Here is a 17,506-nt window from a genome sequence, read left to right as displayed (position 1 = left end):
TTAATGAAAAAAAGGGATATAATAGAAATTTTAATTTCCTTTGTTTTTGGAATTTTGATCTGGTTTTTTTCTGTTACCAGTAAAACTTATAAGGTGGAAAGGGATTTTGAAATAACTTATGAAGGAATTCCTGATTCTCTTACTTTTCTTGAACCTCCCCCTAAAAAAATAAAGGTGGAAGTAGTAGCAGATGGTAGGTCTCTTATCTTTATTAATTTTTTTAGACCCAAATTTTTAATTAATCTTGAGAATCCCAAAAGGGGTAAAAATATTTATAAAACTTCTGATATAAAATTCGTAATACCTCATTTTGTAAAAATAAATGATATAAAATTCAAACAGGATTTTTTAAATTTAAGATTTGATAAAAAATCCGAAAAGGAAGTTCCTGTAAGTGCAATGATAACAGGAAATCCAAGATCTGGCTTTACTATTAAGTTAAAAAAAGCTGAAGGATACGTAAAAATAACAGGACCTCTTTCAATTTTAAAAAGTATAGATAGTATAAAAACCAATTATGTGTCAGTGGAAAAAAGAGAAAAAAGTTTTAGAGAAAAGGTTGGTCTTTTAAAACCATCAGAAGTTATAGATATCTCTCCTGATTCAATAGATGTTTATGTAGAAATAGAAAGACTTGAAGAAAAAGATTTTACAAATATTCCTTATATAGTTTTAGCTCCAAAAGAGTATATGATTGAAACTGAACCTTCAAAATTGTTTTTAAGATTAAAGGGACCTGAATCGGTTTTGAGAAATTTAAATAGAGAGGATATTAGTGTAATTGTAAATGCTTTGAATTTTTCTGAGGGTGAATTTTTTCTTAAACCCAAAGTCAGGCTTCCAGATAATGTTAGTGTAGTAAAACTGGAACCAGAAAATGTTAGGGTTAAACTTTTTAAGAAAAAGTAGAGTTTATTAAATCTAATATTCCTCCTTTATCAAAAAAGAAAAAAGGAAAATCCCTTCTCTCTATATTCTCTAAGAAAAGGGTTAAACTTATAACTCCTGTAACAGGTGGGGAAATTCCGAAAAGTTTCTCTATAAAAATATCTGTTGCTATATCATAATTTTTACCTGAAATGCCATGATAAAAAAGGTCAGATTCAAAGATTTTATAATACATTGATAAAATTAAACTTCTTGGTCTTATTGGTAATGTAATTGAATTAAATAATACTTCCTCTTTTTCCCTACCAAGATAAATTTCAAATTTTTCAGTGTATAGATTATCCTTCTTTTTAAAAACTCTAAATCTTTCTTTTAAATTTAAGAAAAAGGGGAGTTCTATTATATCATCCTTTTTTTCTAAAAGAAGGGCTGGTTCAGTTTTATTCTTTATATTAAATTTTTTTCTATACTCAATTATTGCTTCATTATAACATTCATAAACTTTCTCAGCATTGATAAAAAAATAGGAAAAAAAGGAAAAAAATTCTTTTGAAGTTAAGATATCTGAAAGAAAAAAATTTTCATATAGTGCTTCCTGTTCAAATTGAATTCTTGAAGTTGAGAAGGCTTCTGAAAAAAAATTTTTTATTTCAAGATTTTTAAAAAAAATTTGAAAAAATTTTTCTGCTCTTATTTTTAAATTTTCGGGAAGTTTTTCAATAACTTTTTCAATCAGACTTTTATTTTTTTCAATTTCTTTACTCTCAATATATTCAAGGGCAATTTTAAAGGGACTGTAAAATAAAAATTCTCTTTTTATCTTAAATTCTTTATCAGGATAATAAAAAAAAATTCTATCAGTCCCATCTATATCATTTTCATAAAATTTTGAATTTATTCCTCTTTTTTTTAATTCAGTCATAAATAAAGGTTTTATCCATATTCCTGGATGATAAAAAACTGTTTGATGGGAGGATGTAACTGTAAAATTACCTTTAATTTCAAAATCAAAAAATTTTTTAAATTTCTCTCTTTTTTTTCTATTTTCCTCACATAATTTTAAAATTTCCTCAGTATTTAAAGGTTTAATTATAAATTCACCGGATTTTTCAGGGATTTTGTATAATTCCATTTTTTATTACTCAAAGAGAAAATCAAAACTCTTAACAGGAAGGGGTTCTTCAATAAAAAGAATTTCACCATATTTTACACCTATTAGTCTTCCATAAAATCTATTAAATATTTCTATTATGTTAAGAAATTCTCTTCTTTTCTCTTCATAAAAACCAAATTGGGATTTATAGGCATCGCATGCTTTCATTTTTATTTCAAAGGTATCTGTTATATCTATAACTAAATGAGGATGAAAGATTTTTCTTTTATGGGAGGCGTGAAAGAATAAAAGTTTTGGTGGATAAAATGGTTCTCCTTTCCAGTCCACTTTTGTAAGTTTTGAATAAAATCTTGCAGCCTGAACAATTTTCCTTGTTTCTATGTGGTCAGGATGCTGATCCTCTCCATGGTGGGTTAATATTATTTCAGGTTTAAATTCTCTCATAACTTCTGCAACTTTTATTCTTGCTTCCACACTATCCATCAGGTATCTGTTTGGTAAATCAAGTGTTATTCTTTCTACACCGAGAATTTTTGCTGCTTCCTCTGATTCTTTTTTTCTTGTTTCAGGATTCCCAAAGGGTGTAGGTTCACCATTTGTTAAATCGCATATTATAACTTTATACCCCTTTCTTGAAAGTTTTGCAATAAAACCACCTATGGAGAGTTCCACATCATCAGGATGGGCACCAAAGGCAATTAGAGTTTTTTTCATACTTTCTCCCTTTCCATTAAATATTTTTTAAAAAGTTCCATTCCCTTTTTAGTAACTTTTTTGTTAAACTTTTTTTCTATTATTTTTAAATAATACTTTAATCTCTTTTCAGAATAACTTATTTCACCTGGGAAATCTTTTTTAACGGGATAATAAAGTTCGACTGGAACTTCATCATATTTAAATTTGTGTTTGTAAATGTGATACCATAATTCAAGTGGAAATCCGTAACCTTTATCCTCAGGGTAAAATCCTTCAAATACAAAACTTCTATAACACCTGTAACCACAGAAGGAATCAGTTATTCTGTAACCAGTTAATTCATTTAAAATTTCTGTTATTATTTTATTTATTATTTTTCTATCAAATGGGGGTTCTGATAATTTAATGGAAAGAGGGTGGTAACGTGTCCCTGAAACTAAGTCATTTTTTTCAATCTTTTTTAAAAATTCAGGTATTCTTTTTGGGAAGTGTTGTCCATCTGAGTCTATTGTTAGAATTATTTCAGCCCCTTCTGAGATTGAAAAATTTATACCACTTATTAAAGTATAGCCATAACCTTTATTTTCATCATGCCTTATAAGAATCAATTTAGGATTTTTTATAAGTCTTACAGGTGGATCTGAACCATCGTCAACTACGATTATCTTTGCTTCAGGTAAAGTGTCTTTTGTTTCTGCAATTATTCTGTAAAGTGTTTCTCCCTCATTGAAAACAGGTATTATAACAAAAATTTTTTTATCCTTCATTTACCTTTAATTCAATTTTAAAAGGATGTTTTTCAAAGGTTGTGCAAAAAGTGCATATATCCCTTTTTGTAGGCATTCCACACTCCTGGCACTTTTTTGTTCCCTTAAAAGTTTTTAAATTACTTTTATTTATTTTGCTTTTAAATTCATAAAATCCCTTTAGAAATCTCAATTTTGTTCCCGGTGAATCATTTTCAAGATTATTTAGAATACTTTTATATTTTAAAGTTTTTGCACCAATTGAGTAAGGACACTCATCCCTTATATATGGAATTCCTTTTAAAATAGCATATAAAGCAATTTCCTTTTCAGTGAAAAAAATAAAGGGTTTAACTTTTTTGAGTAAACCTTCTTCTTCTTTTAAAACCAATTCCTGATGCTCAATATGTTCTTCCTGCCAGTATAGAATATTTCCGAAGAGTCTTGCTGATTCATCATCAAGGTTGTGTCCTGTTGCTAAAACATTACAGTTATTTTTGAGTGCAAGAATGTTCATTAAATATCTTTTAACCATACCACAAACTGAACAGGGTTTTTCTTTCCATCTATTTTTAATAAGGTCTTCAATTCCCTTTTCCTGATTTCTCTTTATATCATAAATTAAAATTGGTATATTAAATTTCTCCTGAAAATCTCTAACAAAGTTTTCAGAATTTAAAGAATAATTTTCACTATATATACCAAGGTTTAAATGTATTCCAAGGACATTGTATTTAAGTTTATGAAGAACATATAAAAGGGAGAGAGAATCTTTGCCTCCTGAAACTGCAACTGCTACCTTATCTTCATTTTTAATCATTTTATATTTTTTAATTATTCTTTTAGTTTCTGATTCAAATCTTTCTAAAAAGTGTTCTTTACAGAGCTGTAAGTTATGTGTTTTTATGTTTATAACGGCTCTTTCCTTACATATTCTGCATCTCATATCTTTTTCTCCATAGAAAGGGGAACTGGAACAATCTATTCCATCTTATGCTTTTAAATATATTATAAAAAGGAACACTTCCATCCCAAGAAAAATAAATAAAAAATGGTATTCCTTTTAAGTATTTTTCAGGAACAGGCCCAAAAAATCTTGAATCAGAAGAAAAATCTCTATTATCGCCCATAACAAAATATGTTTTGGGTGGAACAACGACTGGTCCAAAATTATCCCTTATATTTATATCATCAATAAAAACTCTTTTTTCCCATTCCTTTTGAAAATATTCAATAAATACTTTGTTATCTAAATTGTAAGGAGACTGGATTATTCTTTCATCCTTGTGGATTGCATATTCTTCAATAAGTAATTTACCGTTAACATATACCCTTTTATCCCTTATCATTATCGTATCACCCTCTAAACCTATAACCCTTTTAACAAAATCTTTTGATATGTCAAGGGGGTATCTAAAAACAACAATATCACCCCTTTTAGGTTTTATAAATTGAAAAAACTTTATTTCTGTGTAAGGAATTTCAAATCCGAATATTGGTTTAAAAACAAAAAGAAAATCACCCGGCAAAAGAGTATCTTCCATTGAGCCAGATGGGATTCTGTAAGCCTGAAGAAAAAAGGGTCTAATTACAAAGAATACAACAATAAAAGCCCATACCCATTCTTCAATATGTTTTTTTAAAGGTTTTTTATCCAAATTACTTTTTAACTGCTATAATAGTTTTAATTCCCTTTCTCATCACAGTGAATAAAATTACCTTTTGCTTTTCGTATTTTTCTTTTGCTTTTTCAAAATCTTCATAATCTTTTATTCTCATATCTTCAACTTTTACAATTAGGTCACCTTCTCTAATTCCAGAATCATAAGCAGGAGAATCAGGTTCAATATCAACTACAACAACACCTTCATCTTCTTCAATTCCATATTTATCCTTTAATCTTTCATCAATTGTTTCAACCTTCATTCCAAGCCAGGTATATTCTTCTCTTTCTTCTTGAGTTTTTGCTATTTTTTCTTCTTTAAGTTCAGCAAGGGTAACTGTTACTTCCCTTTCTTTTCCTTCTTTATTTATAAGTTTAATTTTTACTTTATCTCCAGGGAAATGGGAACCGATTTTGAGCCTTAAATCTTCTACATCCTTTACAGGTTCTCCATCCACTTCAATAATTAAATCACCTTCATTTATTTTTGCCTTTTCAGCAGGTGTTCCCTTTTCCACATTTGTTACAAGTGCTCCCATAGGCTTTTTTAATTTGTACCTTTCTGCAATACTTGAACTTACTTCCTGTATTCTTACACCAAGATAACCTCTTTTTACAACACCTTTTTCTATAAGCTGTTCTGCAGTTTTTTTAGCAATATTTATGGGAATAGCAAAACCTATACCCACATTTCCAGCAGTTGGGGAGGTTATAGCTGTGTTTACTCCTATCACTTCTCCTTTCATATTTATAAGAGGTCCACCTGAATTCCCAGGGTTTATAGCAGCATCAGTTTGTATGAAGTCCTGATAAATTTCTCCGCCGGGTAAGTTTATTCCTGATCTGTGTTTAGCTGAAACTACACCGAAGGTTACAGTTCCGTTTAATCCAAATGGGTTACCAACTGCGATCACCCAGTCACCAATTTCAATTTCATCGGAATTTCCAAGTTTTAAAACAGTTAATTCATCTTTTGACTCCACTTCAAGAACTGCAATATCTGTTAATTTATCCTTTCCTACAATTTTTACTTCTTCAGGGTCAAATTCTCTTTTATCCCATAGAATTATTTTTATTTTATCAACTTCTCTTATTACATGGTAGTTTGTCATTATGTAATATTTATTTCCATTTTTCCTGAAAATAAAACCAGAACCTAAAATATCTGTTTCATATTCCTGCTCTCTTGGTGGCTCAAATTTGAAAAAATCTTTAAAGAATTCCCTGAAAAATGGGTCTTCAAAATGGAATGAGGGGAGTTTTATTTTTTTTGTAGCCCTTATATTAACAACACCTGGTATAACATTTTTTGCGAGTTCAGAAAAAGAAAAATTTGAACCCGGTGAAATTTCTATATTTGGTTTTTTTTCTGATTCGGATGTTTTTACTTCTGCTTCAAGTTTATTTGCTTTTTCCAGTTTAAAAAGTAAAATACTTGCAATAACAAACCCTGCAAAAAGAGATATTATTGAGGCAATAAAAATCTTTTTCATTTTAAGTTAAAAATTTTAGAGGATTTGAACCTTTAGCTATACTTATCTTAAAGACGATAAAAATTAAATTTAAGTTCCAATCAAAAACTGGGGGACAGGGACTCGAACCCCGACTATCTGGTCCAGAGCCAGACGTCCTGCCAATTAGACGATCCCCCAGTTTATAAGTTGGCGCCACCGGGATTTGAACCCGGGTTTCCTGGCTGAGAACCAGGTGTCCTTGACCTTGCTAGACGATGGCGCCTTTTTTATTAATTATAAAGTTTCTCTTCTAAAAAATCAATTATCCTGCAAACTCTTTTAATTTTCAATGCTCATCTCATAGCTATTGTAAGTTGATATTCCTTTGAAGTTATGCCTATTGATTGAAGGTTCAACTTGAAGATTTAAAAAAATTATTGATGAAATTCACAAATGGGATATTACTTGTATTTCTGCCATTTTATTTTTGCAGGAGACTTAGATTTTTTCTCTGCTTTTATATCGGGTTTCTTTACCAAAAATAAATATTTAAATCCTCGCAAAAAGAAATTAAATTTCTTTGCCCTATAATGCCAAATCCTTGTATTTGAACTCTGATTTCTTCTTGCCACACATATTATATCAATTGGTTCAAACCCTACCTTATCAACTAACATTTGATAAATTTTAAATCCCACAGGAGTAAATCTTCTTTTTACCCATTGATCACCTATTAACCACCCCAATACCTTTCCTGGTTTTAAAATCCTGTAAATTTCTCTGGCAACTTTTTCTAATTCCTCATAGAATTTTGGGTCTTCAGCAGAAATTTTTCCAATGTCAGCCGGGTCATCAGAATAATTAACATTATCACCATAAGGAGAATCAATAAAAACCATATCTACGGAATTATCAGGAAGAGGAATTTTCCGCGAATCATTTTTTATAACTTTTGGATGTTTTGGATTAATATCATAACCGATTACCCTTCTTCCCTCTTCTTCGCATACATCAATCGTTGTTCCACTTCCTGCCATGGGGTCAACAACTAAATCGCCCGGCTTTGTATACCTTTGAACCATATTCCAAATGATGAAAGCAGGAGTTACGCCTTGAAATTTGTTATCTCCTTTGGGCTTTTTGCCATAACTCTGCTTAGGGTAATCCCAGAGAGTGGTCGTTTCCAAAGGCGGTTTTTCATCCGCTTCGTGTAAGAAAGGTTGTTTCTTATCCTCTTTTTCTTCTGGAAAAAGGTGGGGTTGCTTTAATTTATCTTTTGTTTCTTTTTTCATTTATCAATTTTTTTAAATCAATAAGAAATTTATCAAATTTTTTAACTTTATCACTTTCTTCAATTTCCTCTTCACTCATAACATAACTTCCATCTGTATCCACTTCAACAATTGCTCTGCCTTTCTTTGCCGGTTTTCTAATGCTTAGAGTCTTATCTTCATCAGGTGTTATAAAGAAAACTTTAATATTTTTTGTAATTTTATCCTGGCTTAATTTAATTTTCCAATAACCAGTTTGAGCAATTCTTTCGCGCAGTGTCACCTTACTTGAAATGACAGCAATAATTTCACAGGTTTTTGGTTCGTAAATAATTATATCAACGTCGGGCAAATGAAATCCAAATTCTCCATAATCAATTAAAAGGTTTCTTTTTACACGATTTAACTCTTCAGACAAGTTATTACTATTTTTTCTTTCTAATACATTACCTTCTACAATTCTTAGACCGAGGCTTTTTACTTCATCTTTAATAATATAAATAATAAGTTTTTCTAAATTTTTACCTTTAAATGCACGCCAGGATTGTTCATGATCTTTATTTGGTGTCGGAGATTTTTCCCAATCTTTTTTATGTAATTCTTTTGCTTCTTTTAATAATTCTGAAATGTGTTCAAAAGCCCTATCTTTATATTGCCTCTTTTTTTCTTCATAGAGTTTTATCAAATCTTCAAATTTCATATAAATATATTTTTTATATTTTTTTTTATTTGTAAATTTTAAAGAAAAAAGAAGTAAAATATCAATTATGATATTTATATTTAATTTTTTGGCTCAATAAGATTACAAGGAGTCCCTACTACAAAATGTTCCTCTTTATATTGCTGTTTGCATCATATTTTATATCTCTCCAAACAGAATTGTGTTGCACATTAAATTACCGTGCTTATTTTCACCACCTTTAGTTCTGAAGCAACCCTGCTCACCAAAAGTTGCAGCACCTATGAAAGGTATGTCTCCTACAATTTTTTTATAAGCATCAATAATTTCATCTCTTTTTTCTCCTACTGCACCTACACAACCTGCACAGTAAATGAGAATTCCTCCATATAATTTTGCTTTACCTTTATCAAGCCCTAAGGCTCTTGAAGCTACCTGTTCTGTTCTATCAATTAAAGCATTTACTGAACCATGCATCAAAATAACTTCATCTCCTTCTTTAAACTCTGTGAAAAAACTTAATGATTTTTTATCCGGAAAAACCATATGTGGATGGGAAAGAAGATAAAAGGGAACCCCTGCAATTTTTTCAATTATTCTTCCAATTGGGTAAAGTGTTGTTTTTCCTAAAATAACTCCCCCTTTTTCCAATTCCTCTGAAATAAGATTATTTGTCCATTCATTATAAACTATTGCAGCAGGTCGGTTATCAATCTCATAAATTATTCTTCCTTCTGCTTTTGTTACTTTCCCCTTTTTGTTAGTTGGTAAATAACCTGACAAAAACCCACTATATATTTTTTTTCTTGATTTTATTCCCACAAGTAATAAACCTTCACTTACTTCCTTTAAATTTAAAAAAATTTTCCATTTTCCGGTTAAATCATCATCTCCTGCACTGCCTCCATATACAGGAACTTCATTTCCATAAAAATCATTTATTCCTTCTATTATCCTTTCCTCAAATCCGGGAGTCGCATGCATAAGTATTACATCTGGTAAATCTCCCAACCCCTCTTTTATTTTTTCAGCCAAGCTTAAGCTTCTTTTTCTTGCTTCATTTACATCAAAAGCATCAATAACTGCCTTTACATTTATTTCATCTTTACTTTCACCAATTAAAAAACTGCCTCCTCTTTGAAAACCTGCTGGAGAAAAGGTACCTTGAAAAGAAGTAGCTCCAAAAACATCTATATCTGGATAGGTATTTTTTATTTCATTAATCACATTCCTGTATTTACTTGTGCAGGTAGAATATAAAAGACACCATCTTGCATCTAAACCTTTTATATTACCATTTATTTCACCATTTTCTTTAAATGTAAATACTTTCATATTTACCTCCTTTTTAAAATTATATTATATAGAGAATTTTCCAGTGGTATCAAAACTTAAATATTGAAAATTGAATTTTGAAATGTTATAATAATAAACTTAAAAGGAGGACCCATGATAAAGAAATTCTTATTTTTAGCAGGTGCTATATCAATTCTATTTATGTGTGCACCAAGAAAAACGGTTAAACCTGAACCTGTTAAAGAAGAACTTCCAAAACCTCTTGAAGAAGTAAAAGAAGAAATAAAGGAAGAAACACCTCAAAGACCGCCTCTTATTCTTGAAACAATACATTTTGATTTTGATAAATATGATATTAGACCCCTTGATGCTGAAATTCTTAAAAAGAATGCTGAAATCTTAAAGGCTTATCCTGAGGTTAATGTGATAATTGAAGGACATACCTGCGATATAGGAACTGAGGAATACAATATGGGTCTTGGTGAAAGAAGAGCAAAATCTGCAAGAGATTACTTTATAAAACTTGGAATTGATCCCAAAAGACTTTCAATCGTCAGTTACGGTGAAACAAGGCTTATAGACCCAAACAATAAACCAATTAACAGAAGAGCTGAATTTAAGGTAAAAGAATAAAAAATTAAAAGATTAATTTTCTTATTTTTAGTTTTAAATCAATGTGCATCTATAAGAAATTTTAGAAATGAACTTAATAGAGTTAGGGATGAAATTGATGAAATTTATGTAAGAACTCAGAAAATTGATACTTTGCAAAGAAGGGAATATAAGGAAATAAAAGAATTAAAAGCAGATATAACATATAGACTTGAAATTCTTGAAAGGAAACTCTTATCCCTTGAAACAAGACTTTCTGAGATAGAAAACTCTATCAGAAAATCAAGAAATAAAGTGATTGAAAGTGAGGAAAAATCTCGGTCTTATGAAGAATCCTTTCTTTATTCTCAAGCTTTAAGAGATTATACACTTGGTGAATATAATTTGGCAAAAGATGAATTTGAGGAGTTTATAAGGAAATTTCCTGAAAGTGATCTTATTATAGATGTAAAGTATTTTCTTGGTGATTCCTACCTTTTACTTGGAGATAAAGAAAAGGCAAGGTTAAATTTTGAAGAAATTGTTAGAAACTATCCAAATTCTCAAAGGTCTAAAGAGTCTCTTTTGAAACTTGCAGATTTAGAGGAAAAGGAAGGGAATATAAAAAAGGCTAAATTTTATTACAAGGAGATTATAAAAAAGTTTCCTGATTCTGAAGAGGCATTGAGGGCAGGTGAAAGGTTAAAGTTTTTAGAAAATGAGTAATTTAAATCTTGATATTATTGTGAGGGGATTTAAGACCGCAAGTCCCTTTGCAAAATTAATCCTTATAATACTTTTTTTTCTTTCAGTTATTTCCTGGGCAATATTTTTTAAAAAATTTTTTGAATTTTTATTTTTGAAAAATAAAACAAAAAAATTTATCAATAATTTAAAAAACTATAGTTTTAAAGAGTTAATGGAAAAAAATCCTCTCTTTTTGGGGGAAGATATTTTACTCTCTTTAATTTTTAAAGAACTGAGGAATGAGGCTAATAAAATTAAAGAAAACGAAGAAAAGAATAATTATCTCTCAATTCTTTTTGATAACATTGATAACATTTATAAAAGAGAAATAAAAAAACTTGAAAAATATGTCCCAGTTTTAGCAACAATAACAAGTGTAAGTCCCTTTCTTGGTCTTCTCGGGACTGTATGGGGAATTATGGAATCTTTTCTTGAGATAAAAAGGACAGGTTCTGCTCATATAAGTGTTCTTGCTCCTGGAATTGCTGATGCTCTTGTAACAACAATAGCAGGTTTACTTGTTGCTATACCCTCGCTTATCTTTCACAATTATTTTATAAATCAGATAGAGAGATATGATTCACTATGCAATAATTTTCTTGCTGAGATGAAAATAAAATTTAAAAAATACATATATTTTAGTTAATGGATAGAAAATATATTTCAGAAATAAATATAACCTCCCTTGCTGATGTTAGTATAACATTACTTGTTATATTTTTGATAACAAGTCCACTTCTTCAGACAGGTTTTGAGGTTAATCTGCCCAAGTCAAAAAAGGTTGAAGAAATAAAGGATGAGGAAATTACAATAACAATAAGAAATGATAAAAAAATATTTTTAGGGGAACAAGAAGTTGAGTTTTCAAAACTTCCTTTTTACCTTGAGCTTCTTAAAAAGAAAGGAAAAAGAAAAGTATTTATAAAGGCTGACAGGGATCTATCTTATGGGTTTGTCATGGAAATTGTTGGTGAAGTAAGAGAAAAAGGTTTTGAAAAACTCGGATTTATAATTGAACCAAAAAGATAATGTTAAGGGAGTTTTTAATTTCCTTTTTTTTACATATTATTTTTTTTAATTTCCTTTTATTAAAAAAGGAAAGAGAAAAATTTTCTTTATCTCCCACAGTTTTTTATATGGAATTTAAGGAAATAGAAGGTGAAAGTAAATTTATTGAGAAAGCTCCTGAAGAACCTCAGGTTGTTGAAAAAGTAAAAGAATTTAAAAAGGTATCAAAGAAGAAAGAGCAAAAGAAGGAAGTAAAAAAGGAATCTTTGAAAGAACTTCCATTAAAGGGTGGAGGGAAAGCAAAGATAAATTTAGATATGCCTTATTCCTATTATTTTGATATTCTTTTAAGGAAAATAGGTGAAAACTGGAGTTATGGATATGTAAACAGAGATACTTTAAGAACAACAATTTTCTTTGTTATTTTAAAGGATGGAAGTATAAAGGATATAAAGATAGAAAAAACTTCAGGTAACACAATTTTTGACCAATCAGCATACAGAGCAGTTGTTCTGACAAAAAAAGTTCCACCATTACCTATAGAGATGAATATGGAATTTTTAAGAGTTTATCTTGAATTTGAAGTTCCATGAAAAAATTAATAATTTTTATTTTACCAGTTCTCTTATTTTCACAGGGTGAAGTTTATTTGAAGTTGAAAGGAGGAGAATTTAAGAAACTTGATATAGGTATTTTTCCTTTTGGATTTTTTGAAGAAATTTCTGATGAACTTAAGATGAATTTAAGGGAGATAGAGAAAGTTGTAATAAGTGATCTTGAATTTTCCCTTTATTTTACTCTAACTGTTCCAAATCTGGATATTATAGAAAAAAATCATTATTCTGATTTTGGTTTCTGGAGAACACTTGGAACAAATATTCTTTTAAGGTCTAAGGTAGATATAAGAAATAACAGTTTAATTATTGAGCTTTTAGATGTTATTCTTGAGAAAAAAGTAGCGTCAGAGAATTTTTCTTTGAACCTGGAAAAAAGAAAATTAGCTCATAAAATCAGTAATTTTGTGGTAGAAAAATTAGTAGGTGAAAAAGGAATATTTGAAACATATATTGTTTTTACCCGTGATATAAATGGTAAAAGGGATCTTTATATTATGGATTATGACGGTTATAACATGAAAAAGATAGATTCTCAAGGTGAGAAAAAACTTTTTCCGAGGGTTTCTTTCTGTGGAAAAAAGATAGTGTATTCAACCTATATAAAAAGAGATTTAATGGGTATTTATTTAATAGATCTTGAAAAGAATAAAAGTTCTCTTTTATTACAGGGTGAAAATCTTCTTCTCCCTGGTGGATTTTTCCCAAATTCAAAAGAGTTATGTGTAACTCTTTCAAAAGATGGAGATCCTGAAATATACATTTTAAATATTGAAAATAAAAAGTTAAAGAGACTAACTTTTTCCCCCTTTATAGATATATCACCCTCGGTTTCAGGAAATGGAAACGAGATAGCTTTTGTATCAGATCGTTTGGGTTCTCCTCATATTTTTGTTATGGATAGAGATGGATTGAATTTAAGGAGAATTACCTATGAGACAAGTTATAATACTTCTCCCAATTTTTCTCCAAAAGGTGATTATGTTGTATATGTAGGACTTGATGATGAAGGCAAAAATCAAATATATCTGACTGATAATTTTGGTGAAAAAGTTTATAAATTAACATATGAAGGGGTAAATGAGGATCCCTGTTTTTCTCCTGATGGCCTTCATATCGTATTTGTTTCTAATAGAGAGGGAAAAAATGATGTTTATGTAATGAATATAGATGGTTCAAATGTAAAAAAATTAACAGATCTTGGAAATTGCCATTTTCCTTATTGGTCTGGAATTTTAGAGTAAACTGAAAAATTTTAAAGGGATAATAGAATTATTGAATAAAGATAGAAGATACTTTAAAATTATTTATGAGACCGAAAGAATTTAAATTGCCCTGTTATAATTTGGAGGAAATAGAGAAAGAATATGGTGAAATATTGGTTAAAAAGATTAAGATTAAATAGCTTATGAAAAATGTGGAGAAAGGTTAAAGGGGGAAGCATTCAATATCATTAAAAATTCGCAGGCTAAAGCCTGCGCCTACCATTTTTTTAATTTTTTTAACATTTATTACCATAATTTATTGTAGCCGCAACCTTTAGGTTGCGTTATATTCCATTTCTGTAAGATTATTATAAATCATCTTTAAATCATTTTAAAGGGATTTAATATATCTTCAATCTCCTTTTCATCAAGAATTTTTTCCTCCTTTAAAACCTCCTTCAGGGTCTTTCTTTCCCTCTTTGCTTTCATAACAATATAAGAAGCCTTATCATAACCTATCCTTTTTGCAAGGGGTGTTATTAAAGCAAAACTCATCTCTGCATACCTTTTACAGACATCCTCATTTGCCTTTATTCCTTTTATGCATTTTTCTCCAAAAATCCTAATAGCATTTTTCAAAATCTTTATAGAATTTATTGAAAGAAAAGCAATAAGAGGCATCATCATATTTAGTTCAAGAGGACCAGTCTCTGCACCTGTTACAACAGAATTGTAAGCACCATGAACAAAAGCACATACCTGAATCATCATTTCAGGAATAACAGGATTTACTTTTCCTGGCATTATTGAACTACCAGCCTGAAGAGAAGGAAGCTCTATCTCATTAAATCCTGCCATAGGACCACTTGAAAGAAGTCTTATATCATTTGAAATCTTCATTAAACTTACTGCAAGTGTATTCAAAGCACCCATTAACTCAACCATACAATCTCTTCCTGCTATATACTCAAATTTGTTTTTTGCCTCCTTAAATTTTATTCCCGTTCTTTCTGATATTTTTTTACATACTCTTTTACCAAATTCAGGATGAGAATTAATCCCGGTTCCTATTGCTGTTCCTCCAAGGGGCAATTGTTCAAGATTTTTAAAAACTCCCTTAATTCTTCTAAGATTACTCTCCATTTGAGAACGATAACCTGAAAATTCCTGCCCAAGGGTCATTGGAACAGCATCCTGCAAATGGGTCCTTCCTATTTTTATAATCTTTTTAAATTCCCTTTCCTTTAATTTTAAAATTTTTATAAAATTTTTAATTTCATAAACTAACTCATCAAGCAAAATTCTTGAAGCAATCTGCATTGCTGAGGGAATAACATCATTAGAGGATTGCCCCATATTAACATGATCATTCGGATGACAGGGATTTTTTCCACCCCTTTTTCCTGTCATAATCTCATTAACCCTTCCAGCAATTACTTCATTTATATTCATATTTGTGCTTGTTCCAGAACCAGTCTGAAATATATCAAGGGGAAAATTATCCTTTAGTTTTCCTTCATAAATTTCTTCTCCTGCCTTAACTATTGATTTATATAAACTCTCTTCTAAATTTCCAAGTTCATAATTTACCTCAGCAGCACAGATTTTAATAAGAGATAATGCCTTTATAAACTCAAAAGGAAAATTAAATTCAGAAACAGAAAAATTTTCTAAAGCTCTCTGTGTATGAGCACCGTAATATTTATCAAAAGGAACTTTAACTTCACCTAAACTATCTCTCTCTATTCTGTCTTTTTTCACTTTAAAACCTCATCCATATTTTTTAAAAGTTCATCAATTTCTTCTAAAGTCAAATCACCCATATGACCTATTCTAAAAGTAATATTTTTAAGTTTTCCATATCCATTTGCAATCTTAAATCCCCTTTCCCTTAATTTCTCAATCATTGAGGGAACATCAATATTTTTGTTATTTTTTATTACAGTAACTGTGTTACTCTCATAACCCTTCTCAGGGAATAGTTCAAATCCCCTTTCCTTTACCCAATCTCTTACTCTTTCAGCCATCTTTAAATGTCTTAAAAACCTCTCCTTCATTCCCTCTTTTAACATTCTATCAAGTTGATAATCAAAAGCAAAAAGAAGGGAAATTGCTGGAGTTGCCGGTGTCTGTTTTCTCTCATCATAATACTTTTTCATCTCAAGAAAATCAAAATAATAACCTCTATCATTTATTTCTTTTGATTTTTCAAGTGCTCTTTCACTTACAACAGTAACAGTCAAACCAGGAGGCATTGCAAAACACTTTTGAACACTTGCAAAAATAACATCAAGCCCAAGTTCATCAATTGGAATTTCTATACCAGCAAGAGAACTAACAGCATCTACTAAAATCAATGTATTAGGTGACAAATTCCTCACAACTTCACAGATTTCTTTTAAGGGATTTGTAACACCTGTAGAAGTTTCATTATGAGTAATAAGAATTGCCTCATATTTTTTATTTTTTAATTCCCTTTCAACCATAAAAGGTTTTATTGCCTTTCCCCAATCCACCTCAATTACATCCACCTCTTTTCCACATCTTTTTGCTATATCCATCCACCTGTAAGAAAAGGCACCACAAACAGTTGAAAGTAAATTCTTTTTAACTAAATTCCTTATTGAACCTTCCATAACACCTGTTGCAGAGGAGGTAAAAATTGTAACAAAATTTTTTGTCTCAAGAACCTTTCTTAATTTTTCTATAACTCTTTCATAAAGTGTAGAAAAATCCTTTTCCCTGTGCCCTATCATCCACTTTCTCTGCGCCTCAAGCACCTCCTCCCTGACTTCAGTTGGACCAGGAATAAAAAGTTTTTTTCTTTTCATAAAAAATTATAATTTAAATGTAATCTGTGTCTCAAAAAAATGTCCTAAAAAAACACAATTTTAATAAAAAAATAGGTGGAACAGAATTTGCATTATAATAAGAAGGTTCAATTCCAGTTAAAGTAAAATTAAGATTATGGAAAAATTTAAAAGAACAATTAAATATGAAAGTGAACTTAACAGGGATTTTACAAAAGAAGTTATAAATTCTCCAGGGGGTGAAGGTATTTTAGAATGTATACAGTGTGGAACATGTTCTGGAACATGTCCCCTTTCAATTTATATGGATTATCCACCAAGAAGGATAATTGCGATGGTAAGGGAAGGATTCAAAGATGAAGTTCTCTCATCAAAAACAATATGGTTGTGTGCTTCTTGCTATTCTTGTCAGGTGGAATGTCCTCAAAACATAAAGATCACATACATTATGTATGCTCTTAAAAGAATGGCTATAAAAGAAGGAAAGTATCCCAAAAAATTCCCGATTCCCATTTTAGCAAAAACTTTTTATGATATAGTTTCAAGAAATGGAAGACAATCTGAAGCAAAGCTTGTTATGAATTTATGGCTTAAAACTTCCCTTTTAAAAATTATTCAAAATGCTTCATTAGGATTAAAACTTTTAAGTAAGGGAAGATTAAGTTTTAAGGAAGAAAAAATAAAGGATAAAAGCACTTTAAAAAAACTTTTAAAGGAGGTTTAA

At 29.9% G+C, this 17,506-nt stretch carries 19 protein-coding genes and 2 tRNA genes; 8 read left to right on the top strand and 13 right to left on the bottom strand.

The features are described 5' to 3' along the window. Positions 1 to 3 precede the first annotated feature (3 nt). Complete coding sequence (locus ABIN73_05330) at positions 4 to 909, top strand: CdaR family protein (protein MEO0269142.1); 906 nt, start codon at positions 4 to 6, stop codon at positions 907 to 909. Here the strand turns inward: ABIN73_05330 and ABIN73_05325 are convergent. From ABIN73_05325 to ABIN73_05275, 11 genes are all read right to left on the bottom strand, one after another. Next, the gene (locus ABIN73_05325; protein MEO0269141.1) at positions 896 to 2,020 is read right to left on the bottom strand and encodes a hypothetical protein; all 1,125 of its coding nucleotides are present in this window, start codon (positions 2,018 to 2,020) and stop codon (positions 896 to 898) included. The genes ABIN73_05330 and ABIN73_05325 overlap by 14 nt on opposite strands. Positions 2,021 to 2,026: 6 nt before the next feature. Then, on the bottom strand, positions 2,027 to 2,716 hold the full coding sequence (gene bshB1, locus ABIN73_05320; GenBank protein ID MEO0269140.1) for a bacillithiol biosynthesis deacetylase BshB1: 690 nt from the start codon (positions 2,714 to 2,716) through the stop codon (positions 2,027 to 2,029). Continuing rightward, positions 2,713 to 3,465 carry a glycosyltransferase family 2 protein gene (locus ABIN73_05315; GenBank protein MEO0269139.1) on the bottom strand — a complete coding sequence of 251 codons (753 nt, stop codon included), beginning with the start codon at positions 3,463 to 3,465 and terminating at the stop codon, positions 2,713 to 2,715. The genes bshB1 and ABIN73_05315 overlap by 4 nt, the downstream gene beginning before the upstream one ends. Continuing rightward, positions 3,455 to 4,390, bottom strand: coding sequence for a TIGR00269 family protein (locus ABIN73_05310; GenBank protein MEO0269138.1), 936 nt, complete (start codon positions 4,388 to 4,390; stop codon positions 3,455 to 3,457). The genes ABIN73_05315 and ABIN73_05310 overlap by 11 nt, the downstream gene beginning before the upstream one ends. Further along, positions 4,371 to 5,102 (bottom strand): signal peptidase I, encoded by a 732-nt coding sequence (gene lepB, locus ABIN73_05305; protein MEO0269137.1) that lies wholly within the window; start codon positions 5,100 to 5,102, stop codon positions 4,371 to 4,373. The genes ABIN73_05310 and lepB overlap by 20 nt, the downstream gene beginning before the upstream one ends. Before the next feature lies 1 nt (position 5,103). Continuing rightward, entirely contained in the window at positions 5,104 to 6,600 is a 1,497-nt protein-coding gene (locus ABIN73_05300; GenBank protein ID MEO0269136.1) for a Do family serine endopeptidase, read from the bottom strand. 87 nt (positions 6,601 to 6,687) lie between these two features. Continuing rightward, positions 6,688 to 6,759 (bottom strand) — tRNA-Gln (locus ABIN73_05295). Positions 6,760 to 6,769: 10 nt separating this feature from the next. Next, positions 6,770 to 6,844 (bottom strand) — tRNA-Glu (locus ABIN73_05290). Positions 6,845 to 7,022: 178 nt separating this feature from the next. Continuing rightward, a complete protein-coding gene (locus ABIN73_05285) occupies positions 7,023 to 7,853 on the bottom strand; it encodes a DNA methyltransferase (GenBank protein ID MEO0269135.1) in 831 nt (276 codons plus the stop codon). Next, positions 7,831 to 8,532: a BsaWI family type II restriction enzyme gene (locus tag ABIN73_05280; protein MEO0269134.1), complete on the bottom strand. Its 702-nt coding sequence runs from the start codon at positions 8,530 to 8,532 to the stop codon at positions 7,831 to 7,833. Before ABIN73_05280 ends, ABIN73_05285 begins: the two co-directional genes overlap by 23 nt. Positions 8,533 to 8,691: 159 nt before the next feature. Next, entirely contained in the window at positions 8,692 to 9,846 is a 1,155-nt protein-coding gene (locus ABIN73_05275) for an FIST N-terminal domain-containing protein (GenBank protein ID MEO0269133.1), read from the bottom strand. Positions 9,847 to 9,960: 114 nt separating this feature from the next. Between ABIN73_05275 and ABIN73_05270 the strand changes: the two genes are divergently transcribed. The 6 genes from ABIN73_05270 to ABIN73_05245 all read left to right on the top strand — a co-directional run bounded on the left by ABIN73_05270 (position 9,961) and on the right by ABIN73_05245 (position 14,011). After that, positions 9,961 to 10,440 carry an OmpA family protein gene (locus tag ABIN73_05270; GenBank protein ID MEO0269132.1) on the top strand — a complete coding sequence of 160 codons (480 nt, stop codon included), beginning with the start codon at positions 9,961 to 9,963 and terminating at the stop codon, positions 10,438 to 10,440. Between the two features lie 132 nt (positions 10,441 to 10,572). Beyond that, on the top strand, positions 10,573 to 11,124 hold the full coding sequence (gene ybgF, locus ABIN73_05265) for a tol-pal system protein YbgF (protein ID MEO0269131.1): 552 nt from the start codon (positions 10,573 to 10,575) through the stop codon (positions 11,122 to 11,124). After that, a complete protein-coding gene (locus ABIN73_05260; GenBank protein ID MEO0269130.1) occupies positions 11,117 to 11,791 on the top strand; it encodes a MotA/TolQ/ExbB proton channel family protein in 675 nt (224 codons plus the stop codon). The genes ybgF and ABIN73_05260 overlap by 8 nt, the downstream gene beginning before the upstream one ends. After that, on the top strand, positions 11,791 to 12,174 hold the full coding sequence (locus ABIN73_05255) for a biopolymer transporter ExbD (GenBank protein ID MEO0269129.1): 384 nt from the start codon (positions 11,791 to 11,793) through the stop codon (positions 12,172 to 12,174). The genes ABIN73_05260 and ABIN73_05255 overlap by 1 nt, the downstream gene beginning before the upstream one ends. Before the next feature lie 107 nt (positions 12,175 to 12,281). Then, positions 12,282 to 12,746 carry an energy transducer TonB gene (locus ABIN73_05250; protein ID MEO0269128.1) on the top strand — a complete coding sequence of 155 codons (465 nt, stop codon included), beginning with the start codon at positions 12,282 to 12,284 and terminating at the stop codon, positions 12,744 to 12,746. Continuing rightward, positions 12,743 to 14,011 carry a hypothetical protein gene (locus ABIN73_05245; protein MEO0269127.1) on the top strand — a complete coding sequence of 423 codons (1,269 nt, stop codon included), beginning with the start codon at positions 12,743 to 12,745 and terminating at the stop codon, positions 14,009 to 14,011. Before ABIN73_05250 ends, ABIN73_05245 begins: the two co-directional genes overlap by 4 nt. Before the next feature lie 342 nt (positions 14,012 to 14,353). On the opposite strand, the gene ABIN73_05240 is transcribed toward ABIN73_05245, so the two are convergent. Continuing rightward, positions 14,354 to 15,733: a class II fumarate hydratase gene (locus ABIN73_05240; GenBank protein ID MEO0269126.1), complete on the bottom strand. Its 1,380-nt coding sequence runs from the start codon at positions 15,731 to 15,733 to the stop codon at positions 14,354 to 14,356. Next, complete coding sequence (locus tag ABIN73_05235; GenBank protein MEO0269125.1) at positions 15,730 to 16,803, bottom strand: alanine--glyoxylate aminotransferase family protein; 1,074 nt, start codon at positions 16,801 to 16,803, stop codon at positions 15,730 to 15,732. The genes ABIN73_05240 and ABIN73_05235 overlap by 4 nt, the downstream gene beginning before the upstream one ends. Before the next feature lie 136 nt (positions 16,804 to 16,939). Between ABIN73_05235 and ABIN73_05230 the strand changes: the two genes are divergently transcribed. Then, on the top strand, positions 16,940 to 17,506 hold the full coding sequence (locus tag ABIN73_05230; protein ID MEO0269124.1) for a 4Fe-4S dicluster domain-containing protein: 567 nt from the start codon (positions 16,940 to 16,942) through the stop codon (positions 17,504 to 17,506).

The organism is candidate division WOR-3 bacterium, assembly GCA_039804025.1.
Classification (GTDB): domain Bacteria; phylum Hydrothermota; class Hydrothermia; order Hydrothermales; family JAJRUZ01; genus JBCNVI01.
This window is presented reverse-complemented; position numbering and strand designations above follow the sequence as displayed.

Bases quoted from the DNA above. Each gene is read 5' to 3' on its own strand.
- ABIN73_05310 (MEO0269138.1), bottom strand. From the start codon at position 4,390: ATGAGATGCAGAATATGTAAGGAAAGAGCCGTTATAAACATAAAAACA.
- ABIN73_05235 (MEO0269125.1), bottom strand. From the start codon at position 16,803: ATGAAAAGAAAAAAACTTTTTATTCCTGGTCCAACTGAAGTCAGGGAG.
- ABIN73_05300 (MEO0269136.1), bottom strand. From the start codon at position 6,600: ATGAAAAAGATTTTTATTGCCTCAATAATATCTCTTTTTGCAGGGTTT.
- ABIN73_05260 (MEO0269130.1), top strand. From the start codon at position 11,117: ATGAGTAATTTAAATCTTGATATTATTGTGAGGGGATTTAAGACCGCA.
- ABIN73_05255 (MEO0269129.1), top strand. From the start codon at position 11,791: ATGGATAGAAAATATATTTCAGAAATAAATATAACCTCCCTTGCTGAT.
- ABIN73_05280 (MEO0269134.1), bottom strand. From the start codon at position 8,532: ATGAAATTTGAAGATTTGATAAAACTCTATGAAGAAAAAAAGAGGCAA.
- ABIN73_05270 (MEO0269132.1), top strand. From the start codon at position 9,961: ATGATAAAGAAATTCTTATTTTTAGCAGGTGCTATATCAATTCTATTT.
- ABIN73_05275 (MEO0269133.1), bottom strand. From the start codon at position 9,846: ATGAAAGTATTTACATTTAAAGAAAATGGTGAAATAAATGGTAATATA.
- ABIN73_05325 (MEO0269141.1), bottom strand. From the start codon at position 2,020: ATGGAATTATACAAAATCCCTGAAAAATCCGGTGAATTTATAATTAAA.
- ABIN73_05250 (MEO0269128.1), top strand. From the start codon at position 12,282: ATGGAATTTAAGGAAATAGAAGGTGAAAGTAAATTTATTGAGAAAGCT.
- ABIN73_05330 (MEO0269142.1), top strand. From the start codon at position 4: ATGAAAAAAAGGGATATAATAGAAATTTTAATTTCCTTTGTTTTTGGA.
- ABIN73_05315 (MEO0269139.1), bottom strand. From the start codon at position 3,465: ATGAAGGATAAAAAAATTTTTGTTATAATACCTGTTTTCAATGAGGGA.
- ABIN73_05285 (MEO0269135.1), bottom strand. From the start codon at position 7,853: ATGAAAAAAGAAACAAAAGATAAATTAAAGCAACCCCACCTTTTTCCA.
- ABIN73_05245 (MEO0269127.1), top strand. From the start codon at position 12,743: ATGAAAAAATTAATAATTTTTATTTTACCAGTTCTCTTATTTTCACAG.
- ABIN73_05230 (MEO0269124.1), top strand. From the start codon at position 16,940: ATGGAAAAATTTAAAAGAACAATTAAATATGAAAGTGAACTTAACAGG.
- bshB1 (MEO0269140.1), bottom strand. From the start codon at position 2,716: ATGAAAAAAACTCTAATTGCCTTTGGTGCCCATCCTGATGATGTGGAA.